This is a genomic window from Pseudomonas sp. TSRC2-2 (genome assembly GCF_049897785.1).
Classification (GTDB): Bacteria; Pseudomonadota; Gammaproteobacteria; order Pseudomonadales; family Pseudomonadaceae; genus Aquipseudomonas.
On sequence record NZ_JAFCWZ010000002.1, the window covers coordinates 367,482 to 385,964 of the forward strand.

Below are 18,483 nucleotides of genomic sequence, written 5' to 3' on the forward strand. Positions count from 1 at the left end.
AGGATCTTCATGCAATTCAAGCCAGCTGTTACCGCTCTGGTCACTGCCGTCGCCCTGGCATCGCTGCTCAGCGGATGTAAAAAGGAAGAAGCGGCCCCGGCCGCTCCGCCTCCTCAGGTCGGCGTCGTCACCCTCCAACCACAAGCCTTTACCCTGACCTCGGAACTGCCGGGCCGCACCAGTGCGTTCCGCATCGCTGAAGTCCGCCCGCAGGTCAACGGCATCATTCTCAAGCGTCTGTTCAAGGAAGGCGCCGACGTCAAAGCCGGCCAGCAGCTGTATCAGATCGATCCGTCGGTCTATGAAGCTACGCTGAAAAGCGCCGAAGCCGAGCTGCGATCGACCAAGTCGATCTCAGACCGCTACAAGCAACTGGTCGATGAACAAGCTGTAAGCCGCCAGGAATACGACACCGCTCTGGCCAACCGCCTGCAATCGGAAGCATCGCTTCAGACTGCGCAGATCAACGTGCGTTACACCAAGGTCTACGCGCCGATTTCTGGCCGTATCGGCCGTTCTTCGGTGACCGAAGGCGCACTGGTCAGCAATGGCCAGGCCGATGCGATGGCAGTGATTCAGCAGCTCGATCCGATCTACGTCGACGTCACCCAGTCGTCGGTTGAATTGCTGGAACTGCGCCGCGAACTGGAAAGCGGCCGTCTGCAGAAGGCTGGCGACAACGCCGCTGCGGTCAAGCTGACCCTGGAAGACGGCAGCCAGTACAAGCTCGACGGCAAGCTGGAATTCTCCGAAGTCTCGGTTGACCAGACCACCGGCTCGGTGACCCTGCGCGCGGTGTTCCCGAACCCGGATCACACCCTGCTGCCGGGCATGTTCGTCCACGCTCAGCTGCAAGCCGGCGTCAACAGCGCAGCGATCCTCGCACCGCAGCAAGGCGTGACCCGCGACCTCAAGGGCACCCCGACCGCACTGGTCGTCGGCGCCGACAACAAAGTCGAACTGCGTCAGCTCAAGGCCAGCCGCACCGTCGGCAGCCAGTGGCTGATCGAAGACGGCCTCAAAGCCGGCGATCGTCTGATCACCGAAGGGCTGCAGTACGTCAAACCGGGCGTCGAGGTCAAAGCGACCGAGGCGACTAACGTCGGCACCAAGAACCCGGCCCCCGCACAGGCAGCTGACAAAGCCGCCGGCGGCAAAGGGGAGTAACCCATGTCAAAATTCTTCATCGACCGTCCGATTTTCGCTTGGGTAATTGCCCTGGTGATCATGCTGGTCGGGGCACTTTCGATCCTGAAATTGCCGATCAACCAATACCCGAGCATTGCGCCACCGGCCATTGCGATCCAGGTGACCTACCCGGGCGCTTCCGCACAAACCGTGCAGGACACCGTGGTGCAGGTCATCGAGCAACAGCTCAACGGTATCGACAACCTGCGTTATGTGTCGTCGGAAAGTAACTCCGACGGCAGCATGACCATTACCGCGACCTTCGAGCAAGGCACCAACTCCGACACCGCGCAGGTTCAGGTCCAGAACAAGCTGAACCTGGCCACCCCGCTGCTGCCGCAGGAAGTGCAGCAACAGGGTATCCGCGTGACCAAGGCAGTGAAGAACTTCCTGCTGGTGATCGGCGTGGTGTCGCGTGACGGCAGCATGACCAAGGACGACCTGTCCAACTACATCGTGTCGAACATGCAGGACCCGATCTCGCGAACCGCCGGTGTCGGTGACTTCCAGGTCTTCGGTGCGCAGTACGCGATGCGCATCTGGCTCGACCCGGCCAAGTTGAACAACTTCAACCTGACCCCGGTTGACGTGAAAAACGCCATTGCCGCGCAGAACGTTCAGGTTTCCTCCGGTCAGCTCGGTGGCTTGCCTGCCGTGCAGGGCCAGCAGCTGAACGCGACGATCATCGGCAAGACCCGTCTGCAGACCGCCGAGCAGTTCAAGGAAATCCTGCTCAAGGTCAACAAAGACGGTTCGCAGGTTCGCCTCAAAGACGTGGCTGAAGTCGGCCTCGGCGGTGAGAACTACGCGATCAGCGCCCAGTTCAACGGCAGCCCGGCTTCCGGTCTGGCGGTGAAACTGGCCAACGGTGCCAACGCCCTCGATACGGCCAAAGCGCTGCGCACCACCATCGACAGCCTCAAGCCGTTCTTCCCGCAAGGCATGGAAGTGGTGTTCCCGTACGACACTACCCCGGTAGTGACCGAGTCGATCAAAGGCGTGGTGCACACCCTGGTCGAAGCGATCGCGCTGGTGTTCCTGGTGATGTTCCTGTTCCTGCAGAACTTCCGCGCCACTGTCATCACCACGATGACCGTGCCGGTGGTATTGCTCGGTACGTTCGGCATCCTCGCCGCCGCCGGTTTCAGCATCAACACCCTGACGATGTTCGGCATGGTGCTGGCCATCGGTCTGTTGGTGGACGATGCCATCGTCGTGGTGGAAAACGTCGAGCGGGTGATGAGCGAAGAAGGCTTGTCACCTAAGGAAGCGACGAAGAAATCCATGGGCCAGATTCAGGGCGCACTGGTCGGTATCGCCCTCGTGCTCTCGGCGGTACTGCTGCCGATGGCGTTCTTCAGTGGCTCCACCGGTGTGATCTACAAGCAGTTCTCGATCACGATCGTTTCGGCCATGGCCCTGTCGGTACTGGTTGCCCTGATCTTCACCCCGGCGTTGTGCGCCACCATGCTCAAGCCGATTCCGAAAGGCGAGCACGGTACGCCGAAGAAGGGTTTCTTCGGCTGGTTCAACCGTAACTTCGACCGTGGCGTGCAGAGCTACGAGCGTGGCGTCGGCAACATGCTGACCCGCAAGGCGCCGTATCTGCTGGCGTACCTGCTGATCGTCGTAGGCATGATCTGGCTATTCACTCGCATCCCGACCGCGTTCCTGCCCGAAGAAGACCAGGGCGTACTGTTCGCTCAGGTGCAGACCCCGGCCGGTTCCAGTGCCGAGCGCACGCAGGTGGTCGTGGATGAAATGCGTGAGTACCTGTTGCGTCCGAACAAGGACGGCGGTGAAGCGGACGCGGTGGCTTCGGTGTTCACCGTGACCGGCTTCAACTTCGCCGGCCGTGGTCAAAGCTCGGGTATGGCGTTCATCATGCTCAAGCCATGGGGCGAACGTAACGCCGATAACAGCGTGTTCAATCTCGCTGCGCGTGCCCAGCAGCACTTCTTCAGCTTCCGCGACGCGATGGTGTTTGCCTTCGCCCCGCCAGCGGTTCTGGAATTGGGTAACGCGACCGGTTTCGACGTGTTCCTGCAGGACCGCGCCGGCATCGGCCACGAAAAACTGATGGAAGCGCGCAACCAGTTCCTCGGCATGGCGGCGCAAAGCAAGGTGCTGACCCAGGTGCGTCCGAACGGCCTGAACGATGAGCCGCAGTTCCAGCTGGAGATCGATGACGAGAAGGCCAGTGCCCTCGGCATCACCATCAGCGACATCAACAACACCCTGTCGATCGCGTTGGGCAGTAGCTACGTCAACGACTTCATCGACCGTGGTCGGGTGAAGAAGGTGTATGTGCAGGGCCAGCCGGACTCGCGCATGAGTCCCGAAGACCTGAAGAAGTGGTACGTGCGCAACGCCGAAGGCACCATGGTTCCGTTCTCGGCGTTCGCCAAGGGCGAGTGGGTCTACGGTTCGCCGAAGCTGGCGCGCTACAACGGTGTGGAAGCGGTCGAGGTCCTCGGGGCTCCGGCGCCGGGCTACTCCACCGGTGAAGCGATGGCTGAAGTCGAAGCGATTGCCAAGAAGCTGCCGTCCGGTGTCGGTATCTCCTGGACCGGTCTGTCCTATGAGGAACGTCTGTCCGGCTCGCAAGCGCCAGCGCTCTACGCCTTGTCGCTGCTGATGGTGTTCCTGTGTCTGGCGGCGCTGTATGAAAGCTGGTCGATTCCGATCGCGGTCATGCTCGTGGTGCCACTGGGGATCATCGGTGCCTTGATGGCGACCAGCCTGCGCGGTCTGTCCAACGACGTGTACTTCCAGGTGGGCTTGTTGACGACCATCGGTCTGGCGGCTAAAAACGCCATTCTGATCGTCGAATTCGCCAAGGAACTGCACGAACAGGGACGCAGTCTGCGTGACGCGGCAATCGAAGCCTGCCGTATGCGTCTGCGCCCGATCATCATGACCTCGCTGGCCTTCGTCCTCGGTGTAGTACCGCTGGCGATCTCCACGGGCGCCGGTTCGGGCAGTCAACATGCGATCGGTACCGGCGTGATTGGCGGTATGCTCACGGCCACGATCCTGGCGATCTTCTGGGTCCCATTGTTCTTCGTTACTGTGTCGTCCATCGGCAAGCGCAAAAATGCCGACGCGGATGAGACTACTGAAACTCCTAAAGAGGCTGGCCAATGAGCAAGTCGCTACTCTCCCTCGCAGTCGCCGCCTTCGTGCTGAGCGGTTGCTCGCTGATACCTGATTATCAGCAGCCTGAGGCTCCGGTCGCAGGCCAGTACCCGCAGGGGCCGGCGTACTCGCCGGCCCAGGCTCCGGCGCAAGCCGCTGCCGAACAGGGCTGGAAGCAGTTTTTCCATGACCCTGCCCTGCAACAGCTGATCCAGGTCGCCCTGGAAAACAACCGCGACCTGCGTGTCGCGGCGCTGAACATCGACGCTTACGCGGCGCAGTACCGCATCCAGCGCGCCGACCTGTTCCCGGCGGTGTCGGCCAATGCCGCCGGCAGCCGTCAGCGTCTGCCGGCCCGTGCCTCGCAGACCGGCGAGTCGATGATCAGCAGTTCGTATTCCGCCACCGTCGGCGTCAGCGCCTACGAACTCGACCTGTTCGGCCGGGTTCGCAGCCTGAGCGAGCAAGCGTTGCAACAATACTTCGCCACCGAAGAAGCACGCCGCAGCACGCAGATCAGTCTGGTAGCCAACGTTGCCAATGCTTATCTGACCTGGCAAGCGGACAAGGAACTGCTCAAGCTGACTCAGGACACCCTCGGTGCCTTTGAAGAAAGCTACAAGCTGACCAGCCGCAGCAACGAAGTCGGTGTGGCTTCGGCGCTGGATCTGGCGCAGTCGCGCACCTCGGTTGAAAACGCCCGGGCACAACTGGCGCGTTACACCCGCCAGGTCGCGCAGGACGAAAACAGCCTGACCCTGCTGCTCGGCACCGGTATTCCGGCCAACCTGCAATCGGCCAGGCCGCTGTCCGATGACCTGCTCAGCGACGTGCCGGCCGGTCTGCCTTCGGATCTGCTGCAACGTCGTCCGGACATTCTGCAGGCCGAGTACAACCTGAAGGCGGCCAACGCCAACATCGGCGCGGCGCGTGCAGCATTCTTCCCGAGCATCAGCCTGACCGCCAACGCGGGCAGCCTGAGCCCGGACCTGTCCGGTTTGTTCAAGGGTGGTTCGGGGACGTGGCTGTTCCAGCCGCAGATCAACCTGCCGATCTTCAACGCCGGCAGTCTGCGCGCCAGCCTCGACTACGCCAAGATCCAGAAAGACATTGGCGTGGCGAACTACGAGAAGTCCATTCAAACGGCCTTCCAGGAAGTCGCCGACGGCCTCGCCGCTCGCCAGACCTACACCGAGCAGTTGCAAGCGCAGCGTGACTTCGTGCAGGCCAACCAGGATTACTACCGCCTGGCCGAACGTCGCTACCGCATCGGCGTCGACAGCAACCTGACCTTCCTCGATGCCCAGCGTCAGCTGTTCAGTGCGCAACAAGCGCTGATCACCGACCGACTCGCGCAGCTGACCAGTGCGGTCAACCTGTACAAGGCCTTGGGCGGCGGCTGGAATGCGCAGACCGCGCAGAACGAACCGCTGAAAGAAGAAGCGCCGAAGATGAAGCTGTTCTGATCATCGGCTAAATACAAAGAGCCCACCTTTTTGGTGGGCTTTTTGTTTTTGAAGATCAAAAGATCGTCCGACGGCTCGGGCCGCGATCGGACGATCTTTTGATCTTGTTCGGTAATCGCCCAAAACCCGCTTTCCCCGATTGAATCCCGCTCTCTGCGCCCCGCACCATTCGTCCCACAAAATCAATAACATCAGGTTCGACACCATGCTCCCGCGCCCTGCCCTGTCCGGCTGATCACCGCCGCTTATTCCGAAATCTGCAATCCAATGCCCGCCGCGAAGAGCGCCGGAACCGTAACTCGTTCGACCCAAAAAAATAACAAGAGAAACTGCAATGACCTACCCAACTGCGCCGTACGCATTCCCCGGCCTGATCGCCCTGGCACTCGCTTGCGCGGCTCTGCCCGTTGCGGCCGAAGAATCCGGTTTCGTCGAAGGCGCCAAGGTCAACCTCAACCTGCGCAACTTCTACATCAACCGCAACTTCACCAACCCGACCAAAGCCCAGGGCAAGGCTGAAGAGTGGACGCAGAGTTTCATTCTGGATGCGAAATCCGGCTTCACCCAAGGCACCGTCGGCTTCGGCATGGACGTGCTCGGGTTGTATTCGGTCAAGCTCGATGGCGGTAAAGGCACGGGCGGCACGCAGTTGTTGCCGCTGGACCATGACGGTCGCCCGGCGGACAACTTCGGCCGCACCAACGTTGCGTTCAAAGCGAAGTTTTCCCAGACCGAAGTCAAGGTCGGTGAATGGATGCCGGTGCTGCCAATCCTGCGTTCAGACGACGGCCGATCCCTGCCGCAGACCTTCCGTGGCGGCCAGATCACCTCGAAGGAAATCGCCGGCCTGACCCTGTATGGCGGCCAGTTCCGCGCCAACAGCCCGCGCGACGACAGCAGCATGAGCGACATGTCGATGACCGGCAAAGCGGTGTTCACTTCTGATCGTTTCAACTTCCAGGGCGGCGAATACCTGTTCAACGACAAGCGCACACAGATCGGCTTATGGAACGCGCAGCTCAAGGACATCTACAGCCAGCAGTACCTCAACGTGCTGCACAGCCAGCCGCTCGGCGCCTGGACGCTCGGCGCCAACCTCGGCTTTTTCTACGGCAAGGAAGATGGCAGCGCCCGCGCCGGCGACCTCGACAACAAAACCTGGTACGGCATGTTTTCGGCCAAATACGGCGGCAACACGTTCTATGTCGGCCTGCAGAAACTCACCGGCGACAGCGCCTGGATGCGGGTCAACGGCACCAGCGGCGGGACGCTGGCCAACGACAGCTATAACGCCAGTTATGACAATGCTCAGGAACGCTCCTGGCAGCTGCGTCACGACTACAACTTCGCCGCTATGGGCATCCCTGGCCTGACCCTGATGAACCGCTACATCAGCGGCGACAATGTGCACACCGGGTCAATCACCAACGGCAAGGAATGGGGTCGTGAATCGGAACTGGGTTACACGGTGCAGAGCGGCACGCTGAAGGATTTGAACGTCAGATGGCGCAACTCGACCATGCGCCGGGATTTCAGCAATAACGAGTTTGATGAGAACCGGTTGATCGTCAGCTACCCGATCAGCCTGCTGTAAACACCGAATCCCCTGTAGGAGCTGCCGAAGGCTGCGATCTTTTGATCTTGTTTTTAACAATCAAGATCAAAAGATCGCAGCCTTCGGCAGCTCCTACACGGGTATGCATTCTAATGTGGGAGCTGGCTTGCCAGCGATGACGTCAGCTCAGGCAACATCACTCGCGGGATTCAACCCCGAGTTCATCCCAAACCGATTCGGCCAGATGAAACGTCGCATTCGCCGCCGGGATTCCGCAGTAGATCGCGCTCTGCATGATCACTTCCTTGATCTCGCCACGGCTCACGCCATTGTTGGCCGCCGCGCGCAGGTGCAGTTTCAGCTCGCCCTCGCGGTTCATGCCGATGAGCATGGCGATGGTGATCAGGCTGCGGGTGTGCCGGGGCAAGCCCGGGCGGGTCCAGATGTCGCCCCAGGCGTGGCGGGTGATCATCTCCTGAAATTCCGAATTGAACTCGGTCAGCGTGGTCAGGCTGCGATCGACGTGGGCATCGCCCAACACCGCGCGGCGGACCTGCATGCCTTCGTCGTAACGTTGTTTCTCGTCCACGTAAATCCCCTTATCAAGCGTTCAGAAACGCCAGAACACGATCACTGAAATCAGCACCAGCCTGCACGTTGGACAGGTGCGCCGCATAGAACTCGGCGTACTCCGCGCCGCGCACATGGTCGCTGATGAAATGCCCGCCGGACGGCGGCGTCACCGCATCTTCGCTGCCGGCGATCACCAGCAACGGCACGTTGATCGAAGCCAGCTGCTCGCGGAAATCGGCATCGCGCACGGCCGCGCAGTTGGCCGCATATCCTTGTGGATGGGTCGCGGCGAGCATGTCGGTAATCTTCTTCGCCGCCTCGGGATGCGCCGCCGAAAAGTCAGGCGTGAACCAGCGCGCAATCGACGCATCGCGAAGTGCGACCATCGCCGCCGCGCCATCGCGCAGTACGGTTTCGATGCGTGGATTCCACACGGACGGATCGCCGATTTTCGCCGCCGTGTTGCACACGATCAGTTTGTGCAAACGATGCCCGGCATTGATCCCCAGCCACTGACCGATCAGCCCGCCCATCGACAGCCCGCAGAAATGCGCACGCTCGATATGCAGCGCATCGAGCAGACCGAGCACGTCGCGACCGAGTTGTTCGATGCTGTAAGGCCCTTCGGTGACCAGCGATTGCCCATGGCCGCGCGTGTCAAAACGCAGCACGCGAAAATGCTCGGTGAACGCTGGCATCTGCGCGTCCCACATGTGCAGGTCGGTGCCCAGCGAGTTGGACAGCACCAGCACCGGCGCATTAGCCGGGCCGTCAATTTCATAGTGCAGTTCGCCATCGGCGAGTTGAACGAAAGCCACAGCCCTCTCCTTCAGACAGTCAAAGCGTTGTGTTCGGCCACCGCGCGCTCGACCCAGACGTGGGCCTGGCCGAGATAATGCGCGGGGTTCAGAAGATCATCGAGTTCAGCGTCACTCAGCTCGGCGGTGACTTGCGGCTCGTCACCGAGCACGGCGCGCAAATGCCGTTGTTCGGCCACCGCGCGCTTGCAGCATTGTTCGAGCAGATGATGCGCCGTGTCGCGGCCGACCCGTTGCGCAAGCACGATGCTCACCGCTTCGGCCAGCACCAGCCCTTGGGTCAATTCAAGGTTGCGGCCCATGCGCTCGGCATCCACTTCCAGGCCTTCAGCGAGCAAACGTGCCTGTTGCAGCGAACCGGACACCAGGCAGCAGATCTCCGGCAGGGTTTCCCATTCGGCGTGCCACAAACCGAGGCTGCGTTCATGTTCCTGGGGCATGGCGCTGAACAGCGTCGAGACCAGCCCCGGCACCCGCGTCGCCGCACCGATCAACACCGCCGCGCCGACCGGGTTGCGCTTGTGCGGCATGGTCGACGAACCGCCTTTGCCCGGTGCCGCAGGCTCGAATACTTCCGCTGCTTCGGTCTGCATCAACAAGCTGATATCGCGGCCGAATTTGCCGAGGCTGCCGGCGATCAATCCCAGCACCGCGCCGAACTCGACGATGCGATCGCGCTGGGTGTGCCACGGTTGGTCCGGCAGGCGCAGTTGCAGCTCTTCGGCCAAGGCTTCGGCGATTGGCAGAGCGTGTTGCCCCAGCGCCGCCAGCGTGCCTGACGCACCGCCAAACTGCAGGACCAGCAAGCGCGGTTTCAATTCTTGCAGCCGTTGACGACTGCGCGTCACCGCGCCGAGCCAACCGGCGATTTTCATGCCGAGGGTCACCGGCGTCGCGTGCTGCAGCCAGGTGCGCCCGGCGAGCGGTGTCGTGGCAAACCGTTGGGCCTGAACGGCAAGCGAATCGGCCAGTTGCGCCAGTTCGTTTTCGATCAGCAGCAGCGCCTGGCGCAGTTGCAGCACCAGCCCGGAATCCATCACATCCTGACTGGTCGCACCCAAATGCACGTAGCGCTCGGCTTCGGCATCTGTCGCGGCAATCTGCTTGCCCAACGCCTTGACCAGCGGAATCGCCGAATTGCCGGCCGTGGCAATCGCCTCGCCGAGTGCGGCGAAGTCATACAGCCGCGCGTCGCACGCCGCCATAATCGGTGCCACGGCTGACGCCGGAACCAGCCCTACCCGCGCCTCGGCCCGGGCCAGCGCCGCTTCGAAATCGAGCATCGCCTGCACCCGGCCCTGATCGCAGAACACCTCGCGCATATCGCGGGCCGTGAAGTAGGCATCGAACAATTGATTGCCCGGTCGCTGAGTCATAAACAGTCCTTGCCGGCGCGGGCCTTGCAGCCCGCGCACATGGGTTTACAGATCGTGGTGCAGATACTTCGCCTGCTTGGGCAAACGCAGGCTGAACAGGAAAGCCACCGCCATCATCGCCGTGACGTACCAGTAGAAGGCGTTTTCCATGCCGCCGGCCTTCAGGCTCAGGGCAACGAATTCCGCTGAGCCACCGAAGATCGCGTTGGCCACCGCGTAGGCCAGACCGACACCGAGAGCGCGCACTTCCGGCGGGAACATCTCGGCTTTCACCAGACCGCTGATCGAGGTGTAAAAACTCACGATCGCCAGCGCCAGGGTGATCAGCACGAAGGCGAGGAACGGGCTGCTGATGCTTTTCAGGCTGAGCAGAATCGGCACGGTGAACAACGTACCGAGGGCACCGAACCAGAGCATCGAGTTACGTCGGCCGATCTTGTCGGCGAGCATGCCGAACAACGGCTGCATGCACATATACAGGAACAGCGCGCCGGTCATGATGTAGCTGGCGGTCTTGGCGTGCATGCCCGCGGTGTTCACCAGGTATTTCTGCATGTAGGTGGTGAAGGTGTAGAAAATCAGCGAGCCGCCGGCGGTGTAGCCGAGCACGGTGATGAACGCCGCTTTGTGATCGCGCAACAGTGCAGTGATGCTACCGGCGTCTTTGTGCGCGCGGGTTTCCTTATTGGTGGTTTCCTTCAGCGAACGACGCAGGAACAGCGAAATCAGCGCCGCCACCGCACCGACCACAAACGGAATCCGCCAGCCGTAGACACGCAAGTCTTCTTCAGTGAGGAACTGTTGCAGCACCACCACCAGCGACACCGCCAGCAATTGCCCGCCAATCAGCGTCACGTACTGGAACGAGGCGAAGAAACCGCGCTGGCCCTTGAGCGCGACTTCGCTCATGTAGGTCGCTGTTGTGCCGTATTCGCCGCCCACCGACAGACCTTGCAGCAAACGCGCGAACAGCAACAGCACTGGCGCCCAGACGCCGATGTCCTTGTAAGTCGGCAAGCAGGCGATCAGCAACGAGCCGAAGCACATCATCAGAATCGAGATGAGCATCGAGTTCTTGCGCCCGTGCTTGTCGGCAACCCGGCCAAAAATCCAGCCACCAATCGGCCGCATCAGGAACCCGGCGGCAAATACGCCAGCGGTGTTGACCAGTTGCACGGTGGGGTTGTCGGACGGGAAGAACGCCGGGGCGAAATAGATCGCGCAGAAGGCGTAGACGTAGAAGTCGAACCATTCGACGAGGTTGCCGGACGAAGCGCCGACGATGGCGAAGATGCGCTTGCTGCGCTCTTCACCGGTGTAATGGGAGGTGGGCGTTGTCATTGTTTTTTCACTCGATAGGGACAGTCACAGTCTAGACACACTTTGCAACAGTCCCGTTCCACATTGGCTCTGCAACACATCTCAGAGAGTGGGAGCGGCTTGCTCGCGAAGGCGGCGTGCCAGTCGACGATGTACCACCTGACACACCGCCTTCGCGAGCAAGCCCGCTCCCACAAGAGATGAGTGGTGTTTTCAGTAATCGAAGAACACCGTCTCGGCATCGGTGCCCTGCAGAATCACGTTCCACTGGTACACACCCGACGCATCCGCTTTGGCCAGCAACGTCTGGCGACGCTCCGCCGGCACACACTCCAGCAACGGATCATCGACGTTCGCCGGTTCACCTTCGAAATAAATCCGCGTCAGCAAGTGCTTGACCAACCCTCGGGCAAACACCAGCACCACCAGATGCGGCGCCTGGGTCGAGCCTTTCAGGCCGGGCACGGTGCCGGGCTTGATCGTGGTAAAACGGAAGCGCCCTTCGGCATCAACTGGCACTCGGCCAAAACCTTCAAAATTCGGATCGAGCGGTTTGTCCTGATGATCTTCCGGGTGGTCGTATTTGCCGGCGGCGTTGGCCTGCCAGACTTCGAGCATGGCGTCGTTGACGACATCGCCATTGCCGTCCAGCACTTGCCCGGTGATCGCTACGCGCTCGCCGAGGGTCTGTTCGACGGCGAGGTTTTCGCGGTTCAGCCAGGTCAGGCCAATGTGGTAATACGGCCCGACGGTGTGGGACGTGGTCGCATTGAGCGTCATCTTATTTCTCCATCGGCGTGGCTTCACGCCCGCGCAGCACGATGTCCCAACGGTAAGCGAGGGCGTAGGACGGAATGGTTTTTTTCAGATCGAAAGCAGCGATCAGGCGTTCCTTGGCCGAGGTGTCCGGCACGCAGTTGTAGATCGGGTCGTACGCCAGCAGCGGGTCACCGGGGAAGTACATCTGCGTGACCAGACGCGTAAGAATGCTCGGCCCGAACAGGGAAAAGTGGATGTGCGCCGGACGCCAGGCGTTGTGGTGGTTGCCCCATGGATAGGCGCCGGGCTTGATGGTCTGGAACTGGTACCAGCCATCGGCATCGGTAACGGTGCGGCCGGTGCCGGTGAAGTTCGGGTCCAGCGGTGCGTCGTGCAGGTCGCGGGCATGGTTATAGCGGCCGGCGGCGTTGGCCTGCCAGATCTCCACCAGAATCCCCGGTACCGGCAGACCGTCCTCGTCGAGCACGCGGCCGTGAATGATGATGCGCTCGCCCAACGGCTCGCCTTCATGCTGGGCGGTCAGATCGTGGTCATTTTCCACCAGGCGCTCGGCGCCAATGGTCGGCCCGGTGATTTCCGACAGCGAGTGCGGCAGGTGCACCAACGGCTTGGATGGCGAGCGCAGGTTGGTGGATTGGTAGGTCGGGTGCAGGTAGTCAGGCTGAGTGCCTGCCTGTGGGCGACGGTAACCAGGCTTGTCAGTCATTTCGCTTTCCTCAGTTCTTATAGATGCCGCAACGCGTCAGACGCGTTCGATGGCCAGGGCCAGACCTTGGCCCACACCGACGCACATGGTCGCCAGACCCTTCTTGCCACCGGTCTTTTCCAGATGATGCAGCGCGGTCAACACCAGCCGCGCACCGCTCATGCCCAACGGGTGGCCGAGGGCAATTGCGCCGCCGTTCGGGTTGACCTGCGCCGCGTCATCCGCCAGGCCCAGTCCACGCAACACCGCCAGACCCTGGCTGGCAAACGCTTCGTTGAGTTCGATCACGTCGAAATCGCTGACCGCCACGCCGAGGCGCTCGGTGAGTTTGCGCACCGCCGGCACCGGGCCGATGCCCATCACCCGTGGCGCGACGCCAGCGCTGGCCATGCCGAGCACTTTTGCGCGGGCGGTCAGGCCGTGTTTTTTCACCGCTTCGGCAGACGCCAGAATCAGTGCAGCAGCCCCATCGTTGACCCCGGAGGCATTGCCGGCGGTGACGGTTTTGTCCGCGCCATTGACCGGTTTCAGTTTGGCCAGCGCTTCAATCGTGGTGTCGGCGCGCGGATGTTCGTCCTGGCTGACCACGGTTTCGCCTTTCTTGTGGGCAATCCGTACTTCGACAATTTCTTCGGCGAAGTAACCGGCGGCCTGAGCGGCGGCGGTACGTTGCTGACTGCGCAGGGCGAATGCATCCTGATCTTCGCGCGAGACTTTATGGTCGTCGGCGACGTTGTCAGCGGTTTGCGGCATCGCGTCGACGCCATATTGCGCTTTCATCAACGGGTTGATGAAACGCCAGCCGATGGTCGTGTCTTCCAGTTTCATGTTGCGCGAAAACGCCGCGTCGGCCTTGCCCATCACGAACGGCGCGCGAGACATCGACTCGACACCGCCGGCAATCGCCAGCTCCATCTCGCCGCTGGCAATCGCCCGGAATGCAGTGCCGATCGCGTCCATGCCCGAAGCACAGAGACGATTGAGGGTCACACCCGGCACGCTGTCCGGCAGACCGGCGAGCAACAGTGCCATGCGCGCGACGTTGCGGTTGTCCTCGCCGGCCTGGTTGGCGCAGCCGAGGAACACCTCATCGACGGCGCTCCAGTCCACCGAAGGATTGCGCTCCATCAGGGCCTTGATCGGCACGGCGGCGAGGTCGTCGGCGCGCACGGCGGACAAGCCACCGCCGAAACGGCCGATGGGGGTGCGAATCGCGTCGCAGATATACACGTCACGCATCATGCTTCTCCCGGTGCCTGACCGTGGGCGGCGGCGGTGCGCGCTTCCAGATCACGCAGCGCCGTCAGCTCGACGTCGGTCGGCTCAGCGGTGGTTTCAACGGAGTCGGCAAAACGGATCGCCCAACCGGTGGCGGCGACCACTTGCTCGCGGGTCACGCCCGGATGCAGCGCAGTGACCACGAATTCATGCGTGCCCTCCTCCGGTTCCATGATGCACAGGTCGGTGATGATCCCCACCGGCCCGGCGCCCGGCAGACCCAGACGTTTACGCGAATCGCCACCCTCACCGTGACCAACCGAAGTGATGAAATCGAGCTTGTCGACAAACGAACGCGCCGACTGTTTAAGGATGATCAGTACGCTTTTCGCCGAACCGGCAATCTCCGGCGCGCCACCGGCACCCGGCAGGCGCACTTTCGGCGAGTGGTAGTCGCCGACCACGGTGGTGTTGATGTTGCCGAAACGGTCAACCTGCGCGGCGCCGAGAAAGCCTACATCGATGCGCCCGCCCTGTAGCCAGTAGCGAAAAATCTCACCGGTCGGGACCACGGTGTCGGCGGTCTCGGCCAGCTCGCCGTCACCGATGGACAGCGGCAACACACTCGGTTTGGCGCCGATCGGGCCCGATTCGTAGATCAGCACCACGTCCGGCGATGAAGTCAGGCGCGCAAGGTTGGCAGCTTTCGACGGCAGGCCGATGCCGACGAAGCACACCGAGCCGTTCTTCAGACGACGGGCCGCCGCGACGGTCATCATTTCATTGGTGGTGTAAGTCATTACTTGGCCTCCGAAGCAGCGGCCAATTTGGCCTGGAATTCGCTGAAATCAGCGCAGCCATGGATGTATTCATTGATCCACGCGGTAAACGTCTCACGGTCGCGAGCGATCGGGTCCCACGCCTGATAGAAACGATTGTCCCGCTCGGTGTAACCGTGGGCGTAGGACGGATGCGCGCCGCCCGGCACGTGGCAGACCGCGCTCAAGGCCCAGGTCGGCAGTACGCAAGCGTTCATCGGTGCGTTGAGGTCGTCGACGATTTCTTCCACGGTGACGATGCAACGCTTGGCGGCCAGCGCGGCTTCTTTCTGCACACCGAGAATGCCCCAGAGCAACACGTTGCCTTTGCGGTCGGCTTTCTGCGCGTGAATCACGGTGACGTCCGGGCGCACCGATGGCACTGCCGCCAGCACTTCGCCGGTGAACGGGCAGGTCACGGTTTTGATCAGCGGATTGACCTTCGGCAGGTCGGAGCCGGCGTAGGCACGCAGCACTGCAAATGGCAGGCCGGACGCGCCAGCGACGTAAGCGTTGGCAAGGTCGGCGTGGCTGTGCTCTTCGATTTCCAGCGCGTGCGGCCACTGTTTTTCGACCGCGTCACGCAGACGGTGCAGCGAGCCCACACCCGGGTTACCGCCCCAAGAGAAAATCAGTTTGCGCGCGCAACCGGCGCCGATCAGTTGGTCGTAGATCAGGTCAGGCGTCATCCGCACCAGCGTCAGATCTTTCTTGCCCTGACGAATGATTTCATGACCCGCTGCCGTAGGGATCAAGTGAGTGAAGCCTTCGAGGGCGACGGTATCGCCGTCGTTGACGAATTGCTTCACCGCGTCGTGCAGCGAAAGGATCTCAGCCATGGAGCGGGCTCCTGTTGTTTTGTAAGAAATCGCCAGTGATAAAAAGGCGCGAGGTTCAGCGCCGGAGTCACTGAAGGGTAAGCCTGGGAAAATCGCCAAACAATCCGATAATCGACTGAGTGTTCGTTTATCGAACGAATTGTTGCTTCCCTAATGATCATTCCCACGCGGAGCGTGGGAACGATCGTGGGTCTGCCTCAGGTCGCATCCGCATGACTGACCATGCCCTTGATCAACACTGCTGCGGTCGCCAGAGCGGCAGGGATCACCAGTGCGGTCAGCACCTGCTCGAAATTCCAGCCGAGGCCCAGCAAGGTCGCGCCCATCCACGCGCCAAGAATCGCGCCGAAGCGGCCGATGCCGAGCATCCACGACACCCCGGTCGCGCGGCCCTGAGTCGGGTAGAAGCGGGCCGCCAGCGACGGCATCGCCGATTGCGCACCGTTCACGCACATGCCTGCCACCAGCACCAGTGTCGCCAGCAGGGTGATATTGCCCAGGCTCTGCCCTACCGCGTAGGCAAACACCCCGGCCAGCAGGTAGAAGATGCCGATGACCTTGTGCGGATTGAAGCGGTCCATCGCCCAGCCCACCGCGACTGCGCTCAGCACCCCGCCAAACTGGAACAGCGCTCCGATGAATGCGGCCTGTTCCATGCTCGCGCCACTGTCACGCATCAGCGTCGGCAGCCAACTGGTCAGCAGATACACGATCACCAGACCCATGAAGTAGGTCAGCCACAACAACAGCGTGCCGGTGCTGTAGGTGCCGGAGAAGATCACCGCAAAGACATTGCGTGCCTTGACGGTTTTCTGTTCCGGCACGCTGAAGCTCGCAGCCTGAGCGACGGTGACGGGGTCGATGGGTGCGAGAGTTTTACGCACTTTGTCGGTGCCACGGTTGCGCACCACCAGATAGCGCGCCGATTCCGGCAGCCAGAACAGCAGCACCACCGCGAGAATCAACGGCAGGATGCCGCCGATCATCAGCAGCGCATGCCAGCCGAACGCCGGGATCAGTTTTGCCGAGATGAAACCGCCGCCGGCCATGCCGAGGTTGAAGCCGCAGAACATGCTGGTCACCAGCAGCGATTTCTTGCGCTCGGGGGTGTATTCCGAGAGCAGCGTCGTGGCGTTGGGCATGCCTGCGCCGAGACCCAGGCCTGTGAGGAAGCGCAACACCAGCAGTTGTTCGACGTTGGTGCTATACGCCGAGGCCAGGCTGAAACCGCCGAACAGAATTACCGCACCGACGAGTACGACTTTTCGCCCAAAGCGGTCAGCCAAAGGGCCGGAGCCGAGTGCACCGAAGACCATGCCGATCAGCGCAGCACTCATCACCGGGCCGAGGCTGGCGCGGTCGATGCCCCAGTCTTGCGACAGCGCCGGGGCAATGAAGCCCATGGCGGCGGTGTCGAGGCCGTCGAGAAATACGATCAGGAAACACAGGATCACCACCCGCCACTGATAGCGCGAGATCGGTTGGGCGTTGATGAAGGTCTGCACGTCGAGGCAGTTACCCACAGCGGACTGAGGCTGGTTCATTATTTTTATTCCACGCAAAAACGCAGTCGAACGGCGGCCGGCCAAAGCAAGGCACGGTCACAACAATAGAAGGTTGTAATCAGGCGTTGCGCAGAACCCGGCAACAACGGGTGAAATCAGGACAGCTGAGGATCGGGCGCATGGTGAGTTGCCTCTTGTCATTATTATCGAGGTCGACAGTCCGGCGGGCTCATTCACATCAGCCCCGGATGACGCTGCCGCGACATTAATGATCCGGGGGTTTTAGCGTCAATTCGATAAACGCAACACTGTGCGTTTATCGAACAGGTTCATCAGGCGAACAACTGCGCACTGAGGTCACGACTGGCGCTGAGCAGGCCCGGCAGAAAGCGCTGCTCCAGCTCGGCGCGACTGACCCGCCCGGCGTGGGTGCTGACATTCAGCGCCGCGACCACTTGCCCGGAGGCGTCGTACACCGGCACGGCGATCGAGCGCAGGCCCTGTTCCAGTTCCTGATCGACAATGCACCAGCCCTGCTGCCGCACCTGCTGCAGACATTCGAGCAACGCGTCGGGGGTATGAATGGTGCGGCTGGTCTTGGCCACCAGTTCGGCGTGGTCGAGGTATTCGCCCAGGGATGTGTCGTCCAGCGCCGCCAACAGAATGCGCCCCATCGACGTGCAATACGCCGGTAGCCGCCCGCCGACCGAAAGGTCAACCGAGATTAATCGCTGGGTGGTCGCCGAACGAGCGATATAAAGAATGTCATCGCCCTCCAGCGTCGCCATGTTGCAGGCTTCGTGCAGTTGCTCGCTCATGCGGTCGAGATAGGGCTGGGCGGAAACCGCCAGCGGCGTCGAGGACAGATAGGCATGGCCGAGGGTCAGCACTTTGGGCAGCAACGAATAGGTGCGTCCGTCGGTGGTGGCGTAGCCGAGCTTGATCAGCGTGTGCAGGCAACGGCGCACGGCGGCGCGGGGGATTTCCGTGCGGTGGCTGATCTGCGCGATGGTGAGGTGGCGTTTGCGTTCCTGAAACGCCTGCACCACCGCCAGACCACGGGCCAGCGAGGTCATGAAATCCGGATCACCCGTCAGCGCCTGAATGCGCTTGGCCGGCGAGGCGACGATGGGCGGCGCCACCGATGTGAAAGAGTTGCGCATTTGATCGTTCATTTCTTGTC

The 18,483-nt window shown here is 61.7% G+C and carries 15 protein-coding genes; 4 read left to right on the forward strand and 11 right to left on the reverse strand.

Annotated features, from left to right (window positions below; genetic code table 11):
- Nucleotides 1–9: 9 nt before the first annotated feature.
- From emhA to ACP7D9_RS04805, 4 genes are all read left to right on the forward strand, one after another.
- A complete protein-coding gene (gene emhA, locus ACP7D9_RS04790; RefSeq protein WP_024011947.1) occupies nt 10–1,167 on the forward strand; it encodes an efflux RND transporter periplasmic adaptor subunit EmhA in 1,158 nt (385 codons plus the stop codon).
- A gap of 3 nt (nt 1,168–1,170) precedes the next feature.
- Nucleotides 1,171–4,335: an efflux RND transporter permease subunit EmhB gene (gene emhB / locus ACP7D9_RS04795; RefSeq protein WP_426155941.1), complete on the forward strand. Its 3,165-nt coding sequence runs from the start codon at nt 1,171–1,173 to the stop codon at nt 4,333–4,335.
- A complete protein-coding gene (gene emhC / locus ACP7D9_RS04800) occupies nt 4,332–5,792 on the forward strand; it encodes an efflux RND transporter outer membrane subunit EmhC (protein WP_312995981.1) in 1,461 nt (486 codons plus the stop codon). The genes emhB and emhC overlap by 4 nt, the downstream gene beginning before the upstream one ends.
- A gap of 334 nt (nt 5,793–6,126) precedes the next feature.
- A complete protein-coding gene (locus tag ACP7D9_RS04805; RefSeq protein ID WP_426155943.1) occupies nt 6,127–7,386 on the forward strand; it encodes an OprD family porin in 1,260 nt (419 codons plus the stop codon).
- A 157-nt stretch (nt 7,387–7,543) separates the two neighbouring features.
- On the opposite strand, the gene pcaC is transcribed toward ACP7D9_RS04805, so the two are convergent.
- The 11 genes from pcaC to pcaR all read right to left on the reverse strand — a co-directional run bounded on the left by pcaC (nt 7,544) and on the right by pcaR (nt 18,475).
- Nucleotides 7,544–7,936, reverse strand: coding sequence for a 4-carboxymuconolactone decarboxylase (pcaC, locus tag ACP7D9_RS04810; protein WP_007917093.1), 393 nt, complete (start codon nt 7,934–7,936; stop codon nt 7,544–7,546).
- 13 nt (nt 7,937–7,949) lie between these two features.
- A complete protein-coding gene (gene pcaD, locus ACP7D9_RS04815; protein ID WP_426155945.1) occupies nt 7,950–8,738 on the reverse strand; it encodes a 3-oxoadipate enol-lactonase in 789 nt (262 codons plus the stop codon).
- Between the two features lie 11 nt (nt 8,739–8,749).
- A complete protein-coding gene (locus ACP7D9_RS04820) occupies nt 8,750–10,114 on the reverse strand; it encodes a 3-carboxy-cis,cis-muconate cycloisomerase (RefSeq protein WP_426155947.1) in 1,365 nt (454 codons plus the stop codon).
- A 45-nt stretch (nt 10,115–10,159) separates the two neighbouring features.
- Nucleotides 10,160–11,455: an MFS family transporter gene (locus ACP7D9_RS04825; protein ID WP_426155949.1), complete on the reverse strand. Its 1,296-nt coding sequence runs from the start codon at nt 11,453–11,455 to the stop codon at nt 10,160–10,162.
- 192 nt (nt 11,456–11,647) lie between these two features.
- Nucleotides 11,648–12,214, reverse strand: coding sequence for a protocatechuate 3,4-dioxygenase subunit alpha (gene pcaG, locus ACP7D9_RS04830; protein WP_426155951.1), 567 nt, complete (start codon nt 12,212–12,214; stop codon nt 11,648–11,650).
- A 1-nt stretch (nt 12,215) separates the two neighbouring features.
- Entirely contained in the window at nt 12,216–12,920 is a 705-nt protein-coding gene (gene pcaH, locus ACP7D9_RS04835) for a protocatechuate 3,4-dioxygenase subunit beta (protein WP_426155953.1), read from the reverse strand.
- A gap of 36 nt (nt 12,921–12,956) precedes the next feature.
- Nucleotides 12,957–14,162 carry a 3-oxoadipyl-CoA thiolase gene (pcaF, locus tag ACP7D9_RS04840; RefSeq protein ID WP_426155955.1) on the reverse strand — a complete coding sequence of 402 codons (1,206 nt, stop codon included), beginning with the start codon at nt 14,160–14,162 and terminating at the stop codon, nt 12,957–12,959.
- Nucleotides 14,159–14,938 carry a CoA-transferase subunit beta gene (locus ACP7D9_RS04845; RefSeq protein WP_426155957.1) on the reverse strand — a complete coding sequence of 260 codons (780 nt, stop codon included), beginning with the start codon at nt 14,936–14,938 and terminating at the stop codon, nt 14,159–14,161. The genes pcaF and ACP7D9_RS04845 overlap by 4 nt, the downstream gene beginning before the upstream one ends.
- Entirely contained in the window at nt 14,938–15,795 is an 858-nt protein-coding gene (locus tag ACP7D9_RS04850; RefSeq protein WP_024011937.1) for a CoA transferase subunit A, read from the reverse strand. The genes ACP7D9_RS04845 and ACP7D9_RS04850 overlap by 1 nt, the downstream gene beginning before the upstream one ends.
- Nucleotides 15,796–15,992: 197 nt before the next feature.
- A complete protein-coding gene (locus ACP7D9_RS04855; RefSeq protein WP_101158411.1) occupies nt 15,993–17,339 on the reverse strand; it encodes an MFS transporter in 1,347 nt (448 codons plus the stop codon).
- 293 nt (nt 17,340–17,632) lie between these two features.
- Nucleotides 17,633–18,475, reverse strand: coding sequence for a pca regulon transcriptional regulator PcaR (gene pcaR, locus ACP7D9_RS04860; protein ID WP_016771343.1), 843 nt, complete (start codon nt 18,473–18,475; stop codon nt 17,633–17,635).
- Between the last annotated feature and the right edge of the window lie 8 nt (nt 18,476–18,483).